At 60.0% G+C, this 16,632-nt stretch carries 19 protein-coding genes and 1 pseudogene; 7 read left to right on the top strand and 13 right to left on the bottom strand.

Translation table 11 applies throughout. The features are described from left to right. Positions 1-9: 9 nt before the first annotated feature. A complete protein-coding gene (locus AC1D1B_RS25460; protein ID WP_477335789.1) occupies positions 10-1,008 on the bottom strand; it encodes a nicotinate-nucleotide--dimethylbenzimidazole phosphoribosyltransferase in 999 nt (332 codons plus the stop codon). Between the two features lie 198 nt (positions 1,009-1,206). On the opposite strand from AC1D1B_RS25460, the gene AC1D1B_RS25455 reads away from it, so the two are divergent. Both AC1D1B_RS25455 and AC1D1B_RS25450 read left to right on the top strand, forming a co-directional pair. Then, positions 1,207-1,440 (top strand): DUF1289 domain-containing protein, encoded by a 234-nt coding sequence (locus AC1D1B_RS25455; RefSeq protein WP_477335516.1) that lies wholly within the window; start codon positions 1,207-1,209, stop codon positions 1,438-1,440. 13 nt (positions 1,441-1,453) lie between these two features. Next, positions 1,454-2,158 carry a TIGR02281 family clan AA aspartic protease gene (locus AC1D1B_RS25450; RefSeq protein ID WP_477335514.1) on the top strand — a complete coding sequence of 235 codons (705 nt, stop codon included), beginning with the start codon at positions 1,454-1,456 and terminating at the stop codon, positions 2,156-2,158. Between the two features lie 4 nt (positions 2,159-2,162). Here the strand turns inward: AC1D1B_RS25450 and dusA are convergent, their stop codons facing one another. The 3 genes from dusA to AC1D1B_RS25435 all read right to left on the bottom strand — a co-directional run bounded on the left by dusA (position 2,163) and on the right by AC1D1B_RS25435 (position 4,975). Then, on the bottom strand, positions 2,163-3,155 hold the full coding sequence (dusA, locus tag AC1D1B_RS25445) for a tRNA dihydrouridine(20/20a) synthase DusA (protein ID WP_477335512.1): 993 nt from the start codon (positions 3,153-3,155) through the stop codon (positions 2,163-2,165). Between the two features lie 448 nt (positions 3,156-3,603). Then, on the bottom strand, positions 3,604-3,846 hold the full coding sequence (locus AC1D1B_RS25440) for a hypothetical protein (RefSeq protein ID WP_477335510.1): 243 nt from the start codon (positions 3,844-3,846) through the stop codon (positions 3,604-3,606). A gap of 646 nt (positions 3,847-4,492) precedes the next feature. Continuing rightward, positions 4,493-4,975: a DUF982 domain-containing protein gene (locus AC1D1B_RS25435; protein WP_477335508.1), complete on the bottom strand. Its 483-nt coding sequence runs from the start codon at positions 4,973-4,975 to the stop codon at positions 4,493-4,495. 128 nt (positions 4,976-5,103) lie between these two features. On the opposite strand from AC1D1B_RS25435, the gene AC1D1B_RS25430 reads away from it, so the two are divergent. Next, on the top strand, positions 5,104-5,319 hold the full coding sequence (locus AC1D1B_RS25430; RefSeq protein ID WP_477335506.1) for a hypothetical protein: 216 nt from the start codon (positions 5,104-5,106) through the stop codon (positions 5,317-5,319). Between the two features lie 516 nt (positions 5,320-5,835). Here AC1D1B_RS25430 and AC1D1B_RS25425 read toward each other — a convergent pair. Beyond that, positions 5,836-7,044 (bottom strand): NAD(P)/FAD-dependent oxidoreductase, encoded by a 1,209-nt coding sequence (locus tag AC1D1B_RS25425; protein WP_477335504.1) that lies wholly within the window; start codon positions 7,042-7,044, stop codon positions 5,836-5,838. Between the two features lie 334 nt (positions 7,045-7,378). Beyond that, positions 7,379-8,272: a PRC-barrel domain-containing protein gene (locus tag AC1D1B_RS25420; protein ID WP_477335502.1), complete on the bottom strand. Its 894-nt coding sequence runs from the start codon at positions 8,270-8,272 to the stop codon at positions 7,379-7,381. Positions 8,273-8,546: 274 nt separating this feature from the next. Between AC1D1B_RS25420 and AC1D1B_RS25415 the strand changes: the two are divergent. The 3 genes and pseudogenes from AC1D1B_RS25415 to AC1D1B_RS25405 all read left to right on the top strand — a co-directional run. Continuing rightward, positions 8,547-8,746: pseudogene (locus AC1D1B_RS25415) on the top strand (GlsB/YeaQ/YmgE family stress response membrane protein); the annotation flags it as partial. Positions 8,747-8,810: 64 nt separating this feature from the next. Next, positions 8,811-9,074 carry a YMGG-like glycine zipper-containing protein gene (locus tag AC1D1B_RS25410; protein ID WP_477335500.1) on the top strand — a complete coding sequence of 88 codons (264 nt, stop codon included), beginning with the start codon at positions 8,811-8,813 and terminating at the stop codon, positions 9,072-9,074. Between the two features lie 69 nt (positions 9,075-9,143). Further along, the gene (locus AC1D1B_RS25405; RefSeq protein ID WP_477335498.1) at positions 9,144-9,761 is read left to right on the top strand and encodes a LolA family protein; all 618 of its coding nucleotides are present in this window, start codon (positions 9,144-9,146) and stop codon (positions 9,759-9,761) included. A 35-nt stretch (positions 9,762-9,796) separates the two neighbouring features. On the opposite strand, the gene AC1D1B_RS25400 is transcribed toward AC1D1B_RS25405, so the two are convergent. After that, positions 9,797-10,273 carry a YciE/YciF ferroxidase family protein gene (locus tag AC1D1B_RS25400; protein ID WP_477335496.1) on the bottom strand — a complete coding sequence of 159 codons (477 nt, stop codon included), beginning with the start codon at positions 10,271-10,273 and terminating at the stop codon, positions 9,797-9,799. 665 nt (positions 10,274-10,938) lie between these two features. Between AC1D1B_RS25400 and AC1D1B_RS25395 the strand changes: the two genes are divergently transcribed. Continuing rightward, positions 10,939-11,943, top strand: coding sequence for a YihY/virulence factor BrkB family protein (locus AC1D1B_RS25395; RefSeq protein WP_477335494.1), 1,005 nt, complete (start codon positions 10,939-10,941; stop codon positions 11,941-11,943). Positions 11,944-12,325: 382 nt separating this feature from the next. On the opposite strand, the gene AC1D1B_RS25390 is transcribed toward AC1D1B_RS25395, so the two are convergent. From AC1D1B_RS25390 to AC1D1B_RS25365, 6 genes are all read right to left on the bottom strand, one after another. Then, positions 12,326-12,577 carry a GlsB/YeaQ/YmgE family stress response membrane protein gene (locus tag AC1D1B_RS25390; protein ID WP_477335492.1) on the bottom strand — a complete coding sequence of 84 codons (252 nt, stop codon included), beginning with the start codon at positions 12,575-12,577 and terminating at the stop codon, positions 12,326-12,328. A 127-nt stretch (positions 12,578-12,704) separates the two neighbouring features. Continuing rightward, entirely contained in the window at positions 12,705-13,118 is a 414-nt protein-coding gene (locus AC1D1B_RS25385; RefSeq protein ID WP_477335490.1) for a DUF4112 domain-containing protein, read from the bottom strand. Between the two features lies 1 nt (position 13,119). Beyond that, positions 13,120-13,599 carry a YidB family protein gene (locus AC1D1B_RS25380; RefSeq protein WP_477335488.1) on the bottom strand — a complete coding sequence of 160 codons (480 nt, stop codon included), beginning with the start codon at positions 13,597-13,599 and terminating at the stop codon, positions 13,120-13,122. A gap of 324 nt (positions 13,600-13,923) precedes the next feature. Then, the gene (locus AC1D1B_RS25375) at positions 13,924-14,790 is read right to left on the bottom strand and encodes a ribokinase (RefSeq protein WP_477335486.1); all 867 of its coding nucleotides are present in this window, start codon (positions 14,788-14,790) and stop codon (positions 13,924-13,926) included. Then, on the bottom strand, positions 14,787-15,656 hold the full coding sequence (locus tag AC1D1B_RS25370; RefSeq protein ID WP_477335484.1) for a MurR/RpiR family transcriptional regulator: 870 nt from the start codon (positions 15,654-15,656) through the stop codon (positions 14,787-14,789). Before AC1D1B_RS25370 ends, AC1D1B_RS25375 begins: the two co-directional genes overlap by 4 nt. Further along, the gene (locus AC1D1B_RS25365; RefSeq protein WP_477335483.1) at positions 15,653-16,630 is read right to left on the bottom strand and encodes an ABC transporter permease; all 978 of its coding nucleotides are present in this window, start codon (positions 16,628-16,630) and stop codon (positions 15,653-15,655) included. The genes AC1D1B_RS25370 and AC1D1B_RS25365 overlap by 4 nt, the downstream gene beginning before the upstream one ends. Positions 16,631-16,632 lie beyond the last annotated feature (2 nt).

The raw sequence follows: 16,632 nt of genomic DNA, 5'->3' as shown, positions 1-16,632 counted from the left end.
CGGCCTGTTCTATGCTCTGACCGCTGCCGCCATGCCCGAACTGGTAAGTGCTGCGGCCTTGGCCAAGCCGGCGGCAAGGGCTGCCCCTACCCCCTCGCCGTGGCTGACGCCGAGATCGAGCAGCGGATTGAGGCCGAGCTTTTCGGCGGCGAGCCTTTGCCCGGGCTCCGGCGACAGGCCAGCCAGCAAGCAATGGTCAAGTGCAGCTGGATTGGCAGCGTGCAGCACGGCAGCGCTGGCGGTCGCGGCAAAGCCGTCGAGCAGCACCGGGATCTTCTGCATCCGGGCGGCGATAATGGCGCCGGCAATGGCAGCGAACTCGCGGCCACCGACCCGGCGCAGCGCCTCCAGCGGATCCTTGAGAGCAGCGCCGTGGAAGGCAAGGGCTGCATCGACCACGTCAGCCTTGCGTGCCTGCATCGCCGCGTCGGCTCCCGAGCCGGGGCCTACCCAATCGGCGCCGCTGCCGCCTAACAGGGCCGCGCACAAGGCAGCCGCAACGGTGGAGTTGCCGACGCCGAGATCGCCGAGGCAAATCAGGTCGGCGCCGCCGGCAATCGCCTCCATGCCGAAGGCCATGGTGGCGGCGCAGCCGCGTTCATCGAGCGCGGCGTCCTCGGTGATATCAGCGGTCGCAATGTGCAGCGCCAGGTCGAACACTTTCAGACCGAGATCGTTGGCGATGCAGACCTGGTTGATCGCAGCACCACCGGCGGCGCAAAGCTCGACCGCATTGGCGGTCGCTGCCACGGCGCGCGGCGAGATGCCGTGACGGGTGACACCATGGTTGCCGGCAAAGATCGCCACCAGCGGCCGGTTCACCGCCGGTGGCGCGCGGCCGCTCCAGGCGGCCAGCCAAGCGGCGATGTCCTCGATGCGGCCGAGCGAACCCATCGGCTTGTCGGCCTTGGCAAACAGCGTGCGCACGCGCGCCGCGGCCGTCTGGTCAGCCGGCGGCAGGTTTGCCAGCAGATCGCGGAAATCGTCGAAAGGCAGTGCGCTGGTCATGGCATGGGTGCTCATCTCGTGAATTGCCAAGCGGCATAGCCGCCTTGCCCGGCCGGCACAACCATCAAGCCGCAACACAGGGCTGTGCCGCAAATGCGGCTGCCGGCGGCGAAATCCGGAGGGCTTGCATTGGCTTTGCCGTTGCACCATGTGGAAGCGAGACAAGGGATTCCGCAAAGGGATCTCCAAGAGAACATCATGACTGGCATCGAATCCCCCTGCATCCTGGTCTGTTCGATCGACATGAAAACCGGCTTCTGTTTCGGTTGCGGCCGCACGCGCGACGAAATTGGCGCCTGGATGGGCATGACGCCGGAAACTCGCCGCGGTGTCATGGCCGAACTGCCGGCCCGGCTGGAAACGGTCGAGCGCCGGCCACGTCGCGAAACACGCCGCAGCCGCATGGCGCGCGAGCGCGACGTCCTCTCGTGAAACGGCAAAGCCTATGAACCGATTGTTCTGGATCGTGATGGCGGCGATCGGCATCGGCCTGGTGTTGCTGATGATCAACAATGACGCCGGCAGCACGTTCGGCATCGAGAACTCCGATTTCAGCCGGCTGGTCTGGCTGGGAGCGATCGGCGTGCTGGTCAGCGCCGGCCTTGTCCGATCCGGCCGGCCGCTCGGCGCCATGGCCCGCAATCTCGGCACCTGGGCCCTGGTCGTGCTGGCGCTCGTCGCCGGCTACCAGTACCGCTACGAGTTGCAGGATTTCGCCAGCCGGGTGACGGCGGGCCTCGTTCCCGGCAGCCCGCTGGCGCTGGGCGTCGAGGACGGCCATGCCACCGTGACCCTGGACAAGGCCGACAGCGGCCATTTCGAAGCCCGCATCACCGTCAATGGCGCGCCGATCCGCACCGTGGTCGATACCGGCGCGACCAGCACGGTGCTGACGGCCGAAGACGCGCAAGCGGCCGGCTTCAACCCGGCAGCGCTGAGCTTCACCGTCCCGGTCTCGACCGCCAACGGCATGGCGCGCGCGGCGTCGGTGAGGACCGACGAACTGGCGATCGGCGGGATCGTGCGCAAGAACATGCAAGTTATGGTCGCAGCCCCGGGCGCACTCAGCCAGAGCCTGCTCGGCATGAATTTCATCGGTTCGTTGTCGGGTTTCGACGTGCGTGGCGACCGGATGATTTTGCGCGACTGACCGTTTAGGCGGCCTGTTCTGAGCGGCCGAAGTCGACAGCCGCGAAAGCAGCCTTCAACACGTCTGGCCCAGCACCCGGTCTCGTCGCGTCGGTCGACAGAATCTGCCGGAAGCGGCGCGCGCCGGGCAGGCCGTGAAACAGCCCGACCATGTGGCGGGTGATATGGCCGAGCCGACCGCCCTGCTCGATATGCCGGGCGGCGTAGCCCGCCATCGTGTCGATCAGCGCGGCAAAGTCGAACGTGCCGGGTTCAGCCCCATAAAACGCGCCGTCGACGCCGGCGAGAATGCCCGGCGTGTGGTAGGCGGCGCGGCCCAGCATGGCGCCGTCGACATGATCGAGGTGGCGAGCAGCCTCCTCGATCGATTGAATGCCGCCATTGATGCCGATGAATTTGTTCGATTTTCCAGCTTTCAGACGATAGACCCTGTCATAGTCGAGCGGCGGGATATCTCGATTTTCCTTCGGGCTCAGCCCCTCCAGCCAGGCCTTGCGCGCATGCACCCAGAGCGCGTCGGCGCCGGCCGCGAACACACCGTCGGCCAGCGCATCGAGCGCGGGCTCGGGATCCTGCTCGTCGACGCCGATGCGGCATTTGACCGTCACCGGGATGTTCACCGCCGCCTTCATCGCCGCCACGCTATCGGCGACAACATCAGGTACCTTCATCAGGCAAGCGCCGAACGTGCCCGACTGGACGCGGTCCGACGGGCAGCCGACATTGAGATTGATCTCGTCATAGCCGAAGGCCTCGCCGATGCGCACCGCCTCGGCAAGCTTTTGCGGATCGGAGCCACCGAGCTGGAGGGCTACCGGATGCTCGGTCTCGTCAAAGCCAAGCAGCCGTTCGCGTGCGCCATGGATGACGGCGTCCGCCACCACCATCTCGGTATAGAGCAGCGCACGACGCGTCAGCTGGCGATGGAAGAACCGGCAATGCCGGTCCGTCCAGTCCATCATGGGCGCGACGGCAAGTTTGTGATGTAACATATTCATTTCATTATCTTTTTTATGTCTCAGTCCGTCCAATACCCGGTTGGAACGACTGGGCAATTTCGCCTGACACACCCGCCCAAGCGTAGCCCAATTTACGATTATTCCGCCGTAACGGAAGACCACCCGGCTCTATCTAAGTTCTCATTGCACACATAGTGCACACGAAAGCGGTTGGTCTAGGGCCACTCCGGAGCAGCCAGCGACGCACACAATGCTTGAAGCTGGATTGTCGACTGGGCTGGACTAGGAGACAAGGCACAGAACCGCCCTCCCCGCCTTTGATCCGACGGCCGCAGCCACCTACAGCGGGGTAGCGCCTACATGACGTGTAACGGGCAGCACGTCCACCATCAACTTCGCCGGGGCGTCTAGACCTTTGGCCGCCGTGTGCAGCGCAATTGTCGCGGCTGCCAGGTGATCTTCTAGCTTGCCGTTGTCGTTGGCGAGGTCAGCGGGAACTGGCGGCTTCATCGGCTGAGTATGCGCCCAGTCTAGCGTTCTGGCTACGTAGCACGATCCATTCCACCAAGTCAGGATCGACCGTCTCAATCCCGGTGAGATCGCGGATCATCCGCGCCGCGTATTCGCGCCACTCATCTTCGGGAATATTATCTTCAAAGACGGAATTTTTGAAGGCACTGCGCAGGACATCGCAGTCGAAAGCGGATACCGAAACAGCCAGCTTATCCATGGTGAAACCTCCCATCCAAGGGCTGGAAACAGAATGGTGACTGGCAATAATAATTCCGTCCTGTGGCGAATTCAATATGGGGTCAACGCTGCCGGCCTGTCAGGATCATATTCAGAGCATCACCTAGGGTTGGGTAGCTGCCTAGTGTCTTTTGCCTTTGCCTGCCGCTTGGGAACCGGTCTTTGGCAGGCAGGCCTCTTTGAGATTGGCTCCTTAGCACTCGCCGGGCGAAGACCCCCACGACCTCAAACCCGGCGAGCCCTACAAACCTGATCAGAATACGCGATCAGGACCGGGGTCAGCCGGCGAATTTGCGCTGCAAGATTGATGCCGACAATTCGCTCCCGAAATAGGACAACTCCGGCTTTAGTCGCCTGGCGGACCGAGAACCCCGTAGTCTACCGAACGGGCGCCTGCCTCCGCGTCATCTCCGGTCGCGGCGAGACCTCGGCTTAACAACTCCCGAACTGCGTCAGATCGGCTAGGCATTCGTCTCTCAAACCGCCAAGCGTCCAGGACAGCGAGTTCCTCGGCATTGAGCATGATCTGGAGACGGTATGTTCGGGGCGGCACGGCGTTCCTCTCTCTTAGAACTCGATGTCTGCCATACCGGCGTCGTGATGGACAATAGGCGCGCACGTGCGCATTACTGCCGCCCTTTCAATATTCTCGCCTCCCGCAACAACGACGCGCGGTCCGTGCCGATCATATTCACGAGGTCACGAGCCTGCGCCTCGGTGATGCCGGTTTCCCGCGCAAGGAAGCGGACGAGAAAGTCCTCCTGCTCCTCCTTATCCCCGCGGTCGCGTCGTTTCTCATCGGTGATGTAGGACGACTTGGGCCGCTCCAGTGAACGAGACAATGGAGCGTCGCTCTGCACAGCTTTCACATTCAGGCCAGCTTCCTTGGCAGCAGTCAGAAAGGCACGCCGAGCATTCTCAACGTGCTCAGCGGTACTTAGAGGGCCGGTGCAAGCCTGAAGTGCCGCCTGGTAACTTGGCCCGCGCGATTGCGGCCAGCGCTCCATCATGAATATGGCGGCCTCGGACACGCTGCTCAAAGTGCGAAACTCACCCCCCACCATTTCGGTTTCAACGATGATTGGAACTGCGAAAAACGCGTCGTGCATGTTACCGCCCCTGATGCTAGGTCCGAACGGCGGAGCACTGTTTTCGTTCCGGTAAACGCCAGGAAAGCAGATCGGACCGCGTCAACAGGCGTGTAGACGGTCCGGCGTGCGATCGATAAACACATCCAATGGACAACAAGCGGCTCGACCACAAACTGGATTGTAAGGCGTGCGGAACGATCCAGATGGACATCCCGGATGGTGCTGAAGAGCACACGCCGATCCATTGCAGTAAGTGCGGTGGCTACCTCGGAGAATGGGGAGCACTGCAGGACGATTTTTACGCACAGACGCGCGGCACCGAAGCCTTTGATCTGAACAACGGCAACATCACCAAGAAGTAGCGCCGGCGGTGATGCCCGGCTTCTCAGCAGCCTTCTTGGCTTCGTCGCTTCTCAAAGTTCCAAGCGCAAACAAAAAAGCCCGCAACCTTTCGGCAGCGGGCTTTGCCATAAGGCTAGAAGAGCGCGTCCCGCTCAGCGTCGCGAGATCAACAGGCAGAGTTCCCGAAGGTCGCGATCATAGGTGCCAGAACTGCTAAGCACATCCGCGCAGCGCTTCTTCATACGAGCGATCTGGCTACTTGACATGTCGGCAACAACACCCGGAAGTCCAGTTGTGCCAGGAACGCCGGGTGTGCCAGGGGTACCAGGCGTGCCAGCCGCCTATGCCGACACCGACACCAACCCCGACACCACTGGTGCCGCCGACCGTCGCGCCCAGTAGCGGCAGCGCACGTACCAGCCGAGCGTGTCATTCAGGCTGGAAAGCGGATAGTCGCGGCGCTTCGGGCTGAGGGTCGCTATCTGCGGCCGATGCGAACTCTTAGCGCACGATAATGTTCCTTGACGCCTCGCCTTCTAACGACCGAATGCGAACAGCTCTGCATCGGTGTCATCGGCGCCGCCAATCGCGGAGGAGACTATCTCCGAGGCGATCTGCGAGAAGGTGATGCCGTTGCCGCCATAGCCCATCACCGCATGAATGCGCGGATGCCGGGGGATCGCGCCGAGATAGGGCAGACCGGTGGTCGTGGTGCCGAACGAGCCGGCCCAGGCGAATTCGGGTCTCGTGTCCAGATGGGGAAACAGTCGGCCGAGCTTTTCGGCGATGCGCACGGACTTGTCCGGCGTCAGTGCATCGCGACGGGTCTCGTCGGTGAAATCCTCGTCCTCGCCGCCGCAAATTACGCGGCCGTCCGCTGTCGCGCGCATATAGAGGTAGGGTTCAGATGCTTCCCAGATGAAGGCGGCGCCAGGCCATATGTTGCGCGGCTGCCGACGAGTGGCGATCGCCCAGGTCGAGATGATGCGGTGCGCGGCCGCCGGCACGATGTCGGTCAGTTCGAAGCCAGTCGCCAGCACCACATGCCTGGCCGTGATGGTCGGGCCGAGGCTGCTGCCGACAACAACCTCGTCACGACTGTCCTCGATGGTTGTGGCCTCGACCGGTGCATAAAACCGCGCCTTGCGTATCGACTTGAGTAGCAGGCCGGCGGTGAGCTTGCGCGGATCGAGCGCGAGGTTGTCGTGGCTGAGAATGGCGGCGGCCCGGTCGATGCCGAAGTTATCCGCCAATTGTTCATGACTCAGGTAGGTTGCGCCGATGCCTGCCTGCCTGCGGGCCTCCGCTTCATCGTGCAATTCCGAGGGTCCGAGCGCGTTGCCGGCAAGATACAGCGACTGGATGCCGGTCGAGCCGCAGTCGATGCCCAGTTCGGCGATCCGCCCACGGAGTTTCAGCACGGCAAGCCGCGAGCGTCGCCAGGCCTGTTCGGCAAAGGCCCGGCCGATCATGCGCGAAAGTTTTATCAGCGGCTGGTCAATCTCGAACTGCACCAGCGCCGTCGTTGCCGGGGTCGAGCCTTTCAGCGGGCCGCGCCGGTCGATCACGATCACCGAATGGCCGTCGCGCGTCAATGCCTCCGCCATCATGGCACCGCTGATGCCCAGGCCGACAATCAGCACGTCGGTCTTCACGTCGCGCGCGAATTTTGTTGCCGGCACCGTAGGCGAGCGATAAGCGAACCAGACGGGCCGGCCAGTTCTTAGATCAAGCTTGCGGGCCATCGGTATTTCTGGGAATGCGGTTTCGACTCCGACAAAAAACCCGCTGCTCCCTGAGGCGCGGCGGGCCGAACAAAGGCTTCAGGTGGCGCTAGACGCGCCCGAGGCTTCTGCAGCAGTGCGAGAGCCTGTTGATGATTGATACGACCGAGCTTGCTGATGAAGTCCAACTCGTGCTGCGGCACGGACAAGCGATCCATCCGTCGCAGATGGAACGTCGCGCTCCCGTCCGGCACTCCCTTCTTGTCCGTATCATTGCCAAACCCTGTCATGCTCCCGTACGCTCCAAGCCGAAGAATTTGGCCCGCGCCGGTCTCGGCACGGGCCATTTCAGCAGCTACTGGCTGATGACGATCCGCTGTTTGTCGCGGTTCTGGGCATAGGTGCCCTTGTCATATGCGGTCTGTGCTTCCAACTGGGCTTTGGTGAAATTGGTATAGAGATAGCGATTTCCATCCTTGTCGGACATGAACTTCAACTTCTCCAGGCCGACGGCCACTTCCTTTTCGCCCATGCCCAGGAAGCCGCCAACGTCGATGACCACGGCATCCACCTTCTTGTCGCCGCTGAGCACCACGTCGCCGATCTCGCCGACCCTTGCATCGTCGGCACCATAGACCCTAGTGCCGATGAAGTCCTTGGCACTGATTTTATCAATCGGCACCTCGGTCAGCGTGGCCTTGTCGATAGCAGCGGTTTCCGTCTTGTCCGTTGCAGTTGGAGCCGGTTCGTTGTTAGCCGTGGTGGCCGCAGCCGGTTCATTGGTGGCCGCTGGAGCGGCGCCATCGTTCGACGCCGTCGTAGTGTCGTAAACCTTCAGATCGAAATCGGGCTGCGCCTGGAGGTCTTCCTTGGTGGTCTTTGCCACCAGCCAGCGTTCACCCTTCCTCTCGACCCATTCAGCCTTGCTGAAGTCATACGCGACGTTCTTTTCGCCGATACCCAGAAATCCGCCAACGCCGATGACAATGTATTTGGCTTTCCCGTCATTGGAGAGAACGATGTCTCTCACATCGCCGATCTTCTCTGCATTGTCCGCGGCGCTATCGTAAACGTCGGCGCCGATGATCTTGGTGGCCAGGCTGCCGTCAACCATTTTCGCCGGCGCCGCCGCCGTGGTCTGCGAGGCGCTGGCAGGCTTGGCAGCGTCTTCGGCCGAGGCACCTGTGGCCCACACCCCAGCGGTGAGAAGCGTCGCTACAGCTGTGGTAGCCAAAAGTTTGCGGATCATGATACGTTTCCTTGTGCGTTGGTGTTGATGCACGTCGCGTTCGGCTTGACCATTCCACCGGTGGCTGAACGCGGTATCGTTTGCGATTTCACAACGAGCCGTGCGAGACGAGGTTCCATGATTTCGCAAGCCGAATGGAATGCTGCTACGACGTCGGCAACTCGCTGAGATTGATAGTTTTTCGCGGAACCTGATCGACTTATGAACGTTTGCTCGTCCAACCAATTACGGTTCGACGAAAGGGGAAACCACGCAAAATCCTGGCGCCGGTTGGATCGATGCGATCATCACCAGCGGTCTCGCGGGGTGGCTCGCCGAGATGTTCATGAAAAGCAACATGGGCGTGCTCAAGAACATCATTCTGGGGATTGTCGGCGCCGTTATTGCCAACGTGCTTATCGGCGCGCTCGGCATCTCGTGGCCGGCTGGCTCGGCTATCTGGTCGCCGGCTTCATCGGTGTGTGCATCCTTATAGGAGGGATCAAAAGACGCGTTGGCGCATTTAATCTCCGGCTAATTAAAGCCCAGGAGAGAACGAATGAAAAAGACACTGCTTCTTTTGGTCTTACTGCTTCCGCTTGGCGCATGCTCCCGTACCGAGCAAGGCGCAGCAGTTGGCGGCTTGGGTGGCGCGGCGGTTGGTGCCGCAGTGGCCGGCGACCCGGTCAAGGGCGCTGTTGTTGGCGGTGCAGTCGGCGCCCTCGCTGGCGCGGTGATAGGCCACGCAAGCGAGGCCGGCCAGTGCCGGTATCGCGATCGCAATGGCCACGTTTATATCGCTCAGTGCCCGGACGGCTACTGATCGTCGGAGGCGCGTGATCAGCGATCTCGGGCCTCCCTTCACCCCCCTCCCGATGGCCAGGACATTTCCATGCGCTTGACGAAAAGACTGATTGGCTTTTGGTTCATCCTGGTCGCGATCAATGGGGAGTTTACGACCGCGCCGTCGGCAGCACCTGTAGACGCGCAGGAGATTGCCGATCACTTCTCATCGGTCAAATCGATGTCAGGGGACTTTGTTCAGTCAGGCCCGAAGGCGGAAAAGACCAGCGGCAGTTTCTTTTTCCAACGCCCAGGCAAAGTCCGATTCAACTATGCGGGCCAATCAGGGGTCACCGTAATTACTGATGGCAAATCGTTGGTCGTTTACAACAAGAAGCTCAAGACATCGCGGCTTTATGCGCTCGCGAAGACGCCACTCAAGTTGCTCCTCGACAGCAAAGTCGACTTCTCAGGCAGGCGCCTCAAAAGCATTAAGGAAGACGGCAACCTGGTAACTATCAGACTAGCCTTCGGAAGCTCAGATATCGGCATGACATTTGACAGGAAATCCCTCGATTTGCGCAAATGGACCGTCACCGACGAGAGAGGACTGACGACAACGATAACTATCTCAAACGTGAAGCAGGGCGTCCGCGTTGCCGAAGGAACATTCAAGATCGATTATGCGGCGAACCGCGAATACAACACCAAAACGAAATCACGTTGAATTGGTCGTACCCTCCTTGGGTCGGAGCGGAGCCGTCAATTTGGCTTGTTGATCGACGTAACCGCGAGGTTCGTCAGCTTGTTGTTGGTCGCCTTCTCTTGATCGAGTATTTCGCTGAGCAGCTTGTGCGCCTCGTCATGCCCGAGGTCTTTCGCCCATTCCCGCAGAGAGCCATACCGGGAAATTTCATAGTGCTCGACTGCTTGGCACGCTGCCAGCAAGCCTGCTTCGAGAGCCGTCCCTGATGCTTCCTCCATCAGCCCGCCGGCTTCCTTAATAAGACCCTCGATGGCGTCGCACTTCTCGCCCGAGGCCGTCTTGCCTATCGACTTGAAAACCTGCTCCAGCTTCTTGATCTGCCCCTTGGTTTCCTCAAGATGGTCTTCGGCAGCTTTCTTGAGCTTGGCATCCTTCGCCGCCTTGGCCACCTTGGGCAATGCCTTGGTAATCGCGTTTTCGGCGTAATACATATCCTGAAGGGTATGCTCGAAAATATCGGCTAACGTTTTCATGATGATCCTCCTACGCCCGAACTGGCTCCGGGAGAAAGAGCGGGCGAAGCGAATGGTTCCGAGCTTTTACGCGAACCGGAGAAGTCTCGTTGCCTGCGTCTCGCGGCTAGGCGCTTTAGCTGCGAAGCGTGAGGCCCTACCTGTTGCCGATTAGCCGCTGCCGTCGTCAGTTCGCGACCAAGGGATCGCATGCGAAATACTGGCCCGCCTGCCACAGTTGTTCAAGCACGTAAAGGCTGAGACCGGCCGCATTGCACGCGAATGCCCGAAGCTGAAGAAGATGAGTTCAACGCCGCGGCGGCCAGCATTCCAAGACGCTTGAGGCATCGACGAGGTTCCTTTGCTTCCGCGGCAGGCAGAGGACGTGCCTAGGGACTCTTCGCTCGAGCGGCGCGCAAGTGAGCCGCCGCCTCCGGTTGATCGATCCAGTGCCTCCCGAGAGCCTTACCATTTGGATCGGCGGAGTAAAAAGGCGCATTTGGCGCCATGCTCCCCCACGCCGGTCAGGCCCGATGGCCAGTCGAACATACCCCAACGGGCTGTCGGCCCCCTGCCGTCCAGCTGAAAGGGCTGCGAAACTCTTGCTAATCTCGCCCACGGAACATCAGAAGTGCTGGCGCATTGCTAATGAACGCCAATACGGCTCACTGCTTTACGGTCCTAAAATGCGACGCGCGATCACAAATGTATGGGAACTGGTGCGAGAAAGCGTAGTTGGCTTTGTCAACGACAATGCTCTTAGTCATGGCGCAGCAATGGCTTTTTACGCCACCACATCGTTGGCGCCGATTCTGCTCATTGTGGTCGCAATCGCGGGTCTCGCTTTCGGTCATGAAGCTGCTCAATTGGCTTTGTCTGCCCAGATCTCAGGTCTGATGGGTCCAGAAAGTGCAAGTCTTCTTCAGACCGCGCTCGAGAGTGCATCCGGCAAATCATCCGGTACCTGGGCGGCGGTCCTCGGCATCGTCACCTTGTTCGTGACTGCGTCTGGTGTCTTTGGCGAAATGCAGCAATCGTTGAACATAATATGGAAGGTCGAACCGCAGGGCAGTTCGTTTTCACGTCTGGTGCGCGCACGTGCAGCAAGTCTGGGCTTGGTTGCTGCACTCGGTTTCATGTTGCTCGTATCTCTGGTAGCGAGCGCGGCGATCTCGGCACTGGGCAACATCATCAATGCGCAGATGGCCTTCGGTACAATCGCACTCGGCGTGATTAACGCGGTTGTTTCGTTCGTCCTGATCTCAGTGATGTTCGCCGCCATCTACAAAGTTTTGCCTGATCGAACCCTCGAATGGCGTGATGTCGGGATTGGTGCTGTTGTGACCGCAGCGCTGTTCACGCTCGGCAAATCGCTTATCGGTTGGTACATCGGCTCCAGCGCGATCGCGTCCTCGTATGGGGCCGCCGGTGGGCTGCTCGTCATACTGCTCTGGGTTTACTACTCATCGGAAATTTTCCTTCTCGGTGCGGAATTCACCCGCGCCTATTCCGTTCGACACGGTAGCAGGTCCGATCTGGACGCGCTCGTTCACAGCTCTTTGCCTGCAGAACAAATCGTCCCATTTCGCGCAGAGCAAGAGGTCAATGCTTCTGGTGCCGTCGCGCTGACAGCGATGGCATGCGTGGGTGCAATTATGACTATCCTTACGCTTGGTCCTCGCCGCCGGTAGGTGGTGGCTGGTGCGGGTTTTGGATGAGCTCGGGGTTCGCACCGGTCATTGCGGGATAGGGTGTGTCGCGCGTGCCGGCGGCTAGGAATTCTTGTCGCCGTTTGGATTTGGCACCGGTGCCTCTCGCACATCTCGCGGTGGCGGATCGACATGTTTGGGCTCTGGTGATGCTTCCTTTTCGGGACGACGGAAAGATGCCTTTTTCGGGATCGGGTTTGGGTGGTGGCGGGCCTTTGATTTTGGTTGGCATATAGACTTCCTCCCACCCCTGAAACCGGATCGCCGCTCACTTAGTTCCAATAGCGCCGGTCAAATAGCCCGCCATAAAGGATTGGCCCGCGCCGTTGGCGAAGACGCGGGCCGAACAAGCACCTATTGGGGGTTAGCGTCTAATCAATCGGGCCACGGCAATCAAAATACATGCACCGATGAAGCCGGCAACAAGATAGCCAAGCCAGCCGGCCAACGATATGCCTAGCAACCCGAGCAGGACGTTGGCGACGATGGCGCCGACGATCCCCAAAATGATGTTCATGAGCACGCCCATGTTGCTTTTCATGAACATCTCGGCGAGCCAGCCGGCGATACCGCCGATGACGATAGCAGCTATCCAACCGACGCCTGGATTTTCCATATTTTCCCCCTTGCTTGAACCGAAATTGGTTCGGCGGGAAAACGGGCCATAAGCCAATAAAGTTCCGCTGGTGAATATTGAGCGGCAATCAGGTAGGTCGCGTCGCCGGGCCGCTGCCAACTCCGCGTTACCGTTGGAGGTGGCGGCGAAGCAGTCTGATATTGCGATTGTTGGCCTTGAAATACACATCGAAGATTGAGCCCAGAATAGGGACGCTTCCTACAACCGTATCAAGCAGTACGTTCCCTAACATTCTGGCCACCAAGGTCTTTCCAGCGCCGCAGCTTCGGGCTCGCAACACGATATAAACCGAAACGATGCCTGTCGCCGCATCTCCGAGAACGGGCACCAGACCCACCAGGGCATCCAATCCGAAACGAATTGATGTCCCTGGAATGCACCAACGGGAATCGAGTAAGTTAGCCAGCAAATCCAATTCGGCAACTACGTTTGCTGCTTTGGCGCCCGGATAGCCCTGCCCAGTTACACCAACTGCCGAGCCCGTACGAGTCAGCAGGTCTCCCCGGGGTATGGTCGTCACTCTAGACATCGTTTTGCCCGGTTTTACTCGGGGGCACGTCGTCGAGTAGGGTTGTCTCATCGGAGCTTTGCGTGGGCCCGGGTGGCAGTTCACCATTTGGCGTCATCTTGTTGACTGCCTCCGGCAAATCCCGGGTGATCCTGCTGATGAGTTCCTCGCGCGAAAGGCCGGTCTGCATCGAGAGTGACGTCAGCGTGTCTTCGTCTATTGCCGCTTCCACGTCATTTGGCTCGATTGGCTGGTTCGGCCCAGTACCTACCCATGAGTCGACCTTTGATCCTGCCCCCGCACCTCTGAATCGATCTAGGATATCTCCGAGCGCGGTCCCGGAGACGCCTTTGGAAAGCTGATCTAGAATCCCGCCTTGCGGGTCGTTTGGATTACGATCTCCCGCCCCACGGATCATTTCGCCGATTTTGTCGCGATTTTGGTAGGCCAGAACGCCAAGCATCGCGATCGCCAGTCTTCCCAGATTCGCCATTGGTACCTCCACCGTTCAAGAGGAGAAGGGCTTAACCTTACAAAGGTTCCGCCAGCGACGATCTAATGCTTTTGATTGCGACCGCCGAAGGGGAACTCGCATGCAGAGGCAACCGGCAACCAGTCGCCCCCAATGCGTTGGGTGCCAGGCCCTCAAAGGAGTTTTCCTTAGCAATTTCCGCCGTGTTGATGACCGCCGCGCAGGGAGCGTGGCCGACGGACCAGGGTCGGAAGCCGACGGGGCAGCTTGTTTTTCCAGATCACGTGAGAGGACATGCGGTCCTGCGAGCTTTCTCTTAAACCCTAAAAGCTCTGCGTCATTATGCTATTCCTTGGACACATGAAGTGCTGCGGCTTGGTTCGCTGCTCCGATCGCGCTCGCGAACGGCAACTCTGAAGCTAATCCTGCTGCAAGCGTCCCAACAAACACGTCCCCAGCGCCATGGGTGCTAATCAACTCAACAGGAAGCGCAGGCACGCTGACCACTGCATCGCCGCGCTTCAAGCCGACCACGCCATCACCACCCGCGGTCACGACCACACATGGGAACGATTTTGACAAGGCCTCTGCAGCCAAAGCGGCATCTCTTAGACTTGCAACTGGAACTCCGCACAATTCTTCCGCTTCAATGGAATTGACGACCAGAACGTCGATCAATGCGGTGAACTCCCCGCTCATCGAGCGGTAGGGCGCCGCGTTGACACAGACGATGGTGCCCGCATCGCGCGCCGCGCGAGCGGCTGCGATGTTGATGGCCTCGGGCATTTCATTTTGCAGGATCAACACCCGAGCATCCCGCCAGAGCTCCGAAGCTGCGAGGGCGTTGGCATCGACCTTGAGGTTGGCCCCTGAAACTATGACTGCACCGTAATCGCCACTGGCGTCGGAAATGGCGACGCTCATCCCTGAAGCCGTGTCGGCAAGGCGAGAAACTCTTGACGCGTCAACGCCGCCGCCGCCCAGCGCGTCGAGCAGGAACCGGCCAAAATCATCATCGCCCACAGCGCCGGCAAACCGAACCTCTCCTCCTGCCTTTGCGGCGGCGACCGCCTGATTCCCACCTTTGCCGCCAAACTTTGGCCGCCAGGCATAACCGGTCACAGTCTCACCTTTGCGCGGACGGTCAGGTGCGTCGATCATGATGTCGTAGTGAAGGCTGCCAACAACGACGACGATGGGCTTGTTTGTCATGTCTGTCGTCGCTTGTTTGTGACCGCTCCCATCGTAGCGGCAAGATTTCTCTCCGCCGCCTCAAGATCGCGCTGGGCGACGGCCGCGAATACAGCGTCAAAGACCACGAGTTGAGCAATGCGGGCTGCCGCGTTCTCACCGAGCAGCGGCGAGCCCTGCGCGGTTGAGCATAGGACTACGTCGGCGATCGAGGCAATCGGGGAGCCTGCGTAATTGGTGAGGACGATGATGCGGGCTCCACGCTTGCGAGCGAGTTCCAGCGGCTCGATCACGGCAGTTGTCGTGCCTGAATGCGAGAATCCGATGGCCAGATCGCCGTCCGACAGCAGGGCGGCCGACATCAGCATCATGTGTACGTCGTCGAATACGCTGGTGCGCACGCCTATGCGTAGAAGCTTATGGGAGACATCGCGGGCTATCTGCGCCGAGCCGCCAATGCCATACAGATCGCGCTGCCTGGCGTTGAAGATCAGGTCAGCCGCCCGCTCGAAAGCCACAGGATCGAAAATCGACAAGGTCTCCTCAAGTGCGTGAATAGACGTTCGAAAGACCTTTTGCGCGATCTCCAAGCCTGTGTCTTCTGGCGAGAGTTCCTGATGCATTTCTGCGGTGGGCAGCCTGTTGTAATCATCGAGGGCACTGCGGAAGTCTCGAAACCCGGCAAAGCCTAGTTTTTTGACAATCTTGATGATCATCGCCTCCGAGACTCCGGCGTCGTCGGCAATCGTTTTCAACGGCGTGGCCCCATCAAAATCGCGGCGCCCGAGGATCATGTCGACCACGCGGGCTTCTAGAGGGGTCAGGTGGGGCATCATCATCCTGATGCGCGGCCCCACCGTTCTCGGATCATTGATAGAAAGGTTCATTCCCGGCCTCTCGTTGCGCGATCAATCAGCATCGCGACGAGGATGATAATGCCAGTGGCGAGAAGTTGGTAGAACGCTTGCACATTCAACAGGGTCAAACCATTGCGCAGGCTGCCGAGGATAACGGCTCCGAGCAACGTGCCGACAATCGAACCCTTGCCGCCCATAAGCGAGGCGCCGCCAATTGCTGCCGCAGCAATGGCGTCGAGCTCCCACAGATTGCCAAGAGTAGGGTCAGCTGCACCAAGGCGGCCGACCAGGATCAGCCCGGCGACCGAAGCCAGGCCGCCCGAAATGACGTAGCTGGCGATCTTGGTGAGCGATACAGGCACACCGGCAATGCGGGACGCTTCCTGATTGCCGCCGACGGCGAGGAAATATTCGCCAAGAGGCGTCTTGTTGAGCACCACCCAGATCGTTGCTGCAAGAGCCGCCACGATCACCACTGGATTAGGCACACCGAAAACGGTTGAGTTGGTCAGGGCTCGATACGCAGGGGGTATGCCGAAAATAGGATTGCCGCCGGTGTAAATGAGTGAAATTGCCCGATAGAGAGACAGGGTTCCGAGCGTGACGATAAATGGCTGAAGGCCACCGAAGGCGACAAGTGCCCCATTGATGGCGCCTGCAGCCATGCCGAAGATCAGAGCGGTGGGTATCGCCAAGACCATCGGCACCCCTGCCGCCATCAGAACGGCGACCGTCACCGCTGCGATCGCGGCTGTTGGCCCAACAGAGAGGTCGATGCCACCAGCGATGATGACCAGGGTCATGCCCAATGCCACGCAGGCATTGATCGACGATTGCTGCAAGATGTTGAGGATATTCGGTTCAGTCAGAAAATTCGGGCTGAGGATCGAGAAGACGACGACAATCGCGACCAGTCCAAGCAAAGTGCCGGCGTCGCGAATGCCGACCGGCAGGGCAAACTTCTTCTGGATCGTGGGCACGGCGGGGGTGTTCGAAACGGACATGA

The sequence above is a fragment of the Mesorhizobium sp. P2_C5_2 genome (genome assembly GCF_056404535.1).
This window is presented reverse-complemented; position numbering and strand designations above follow the sequence as displayed.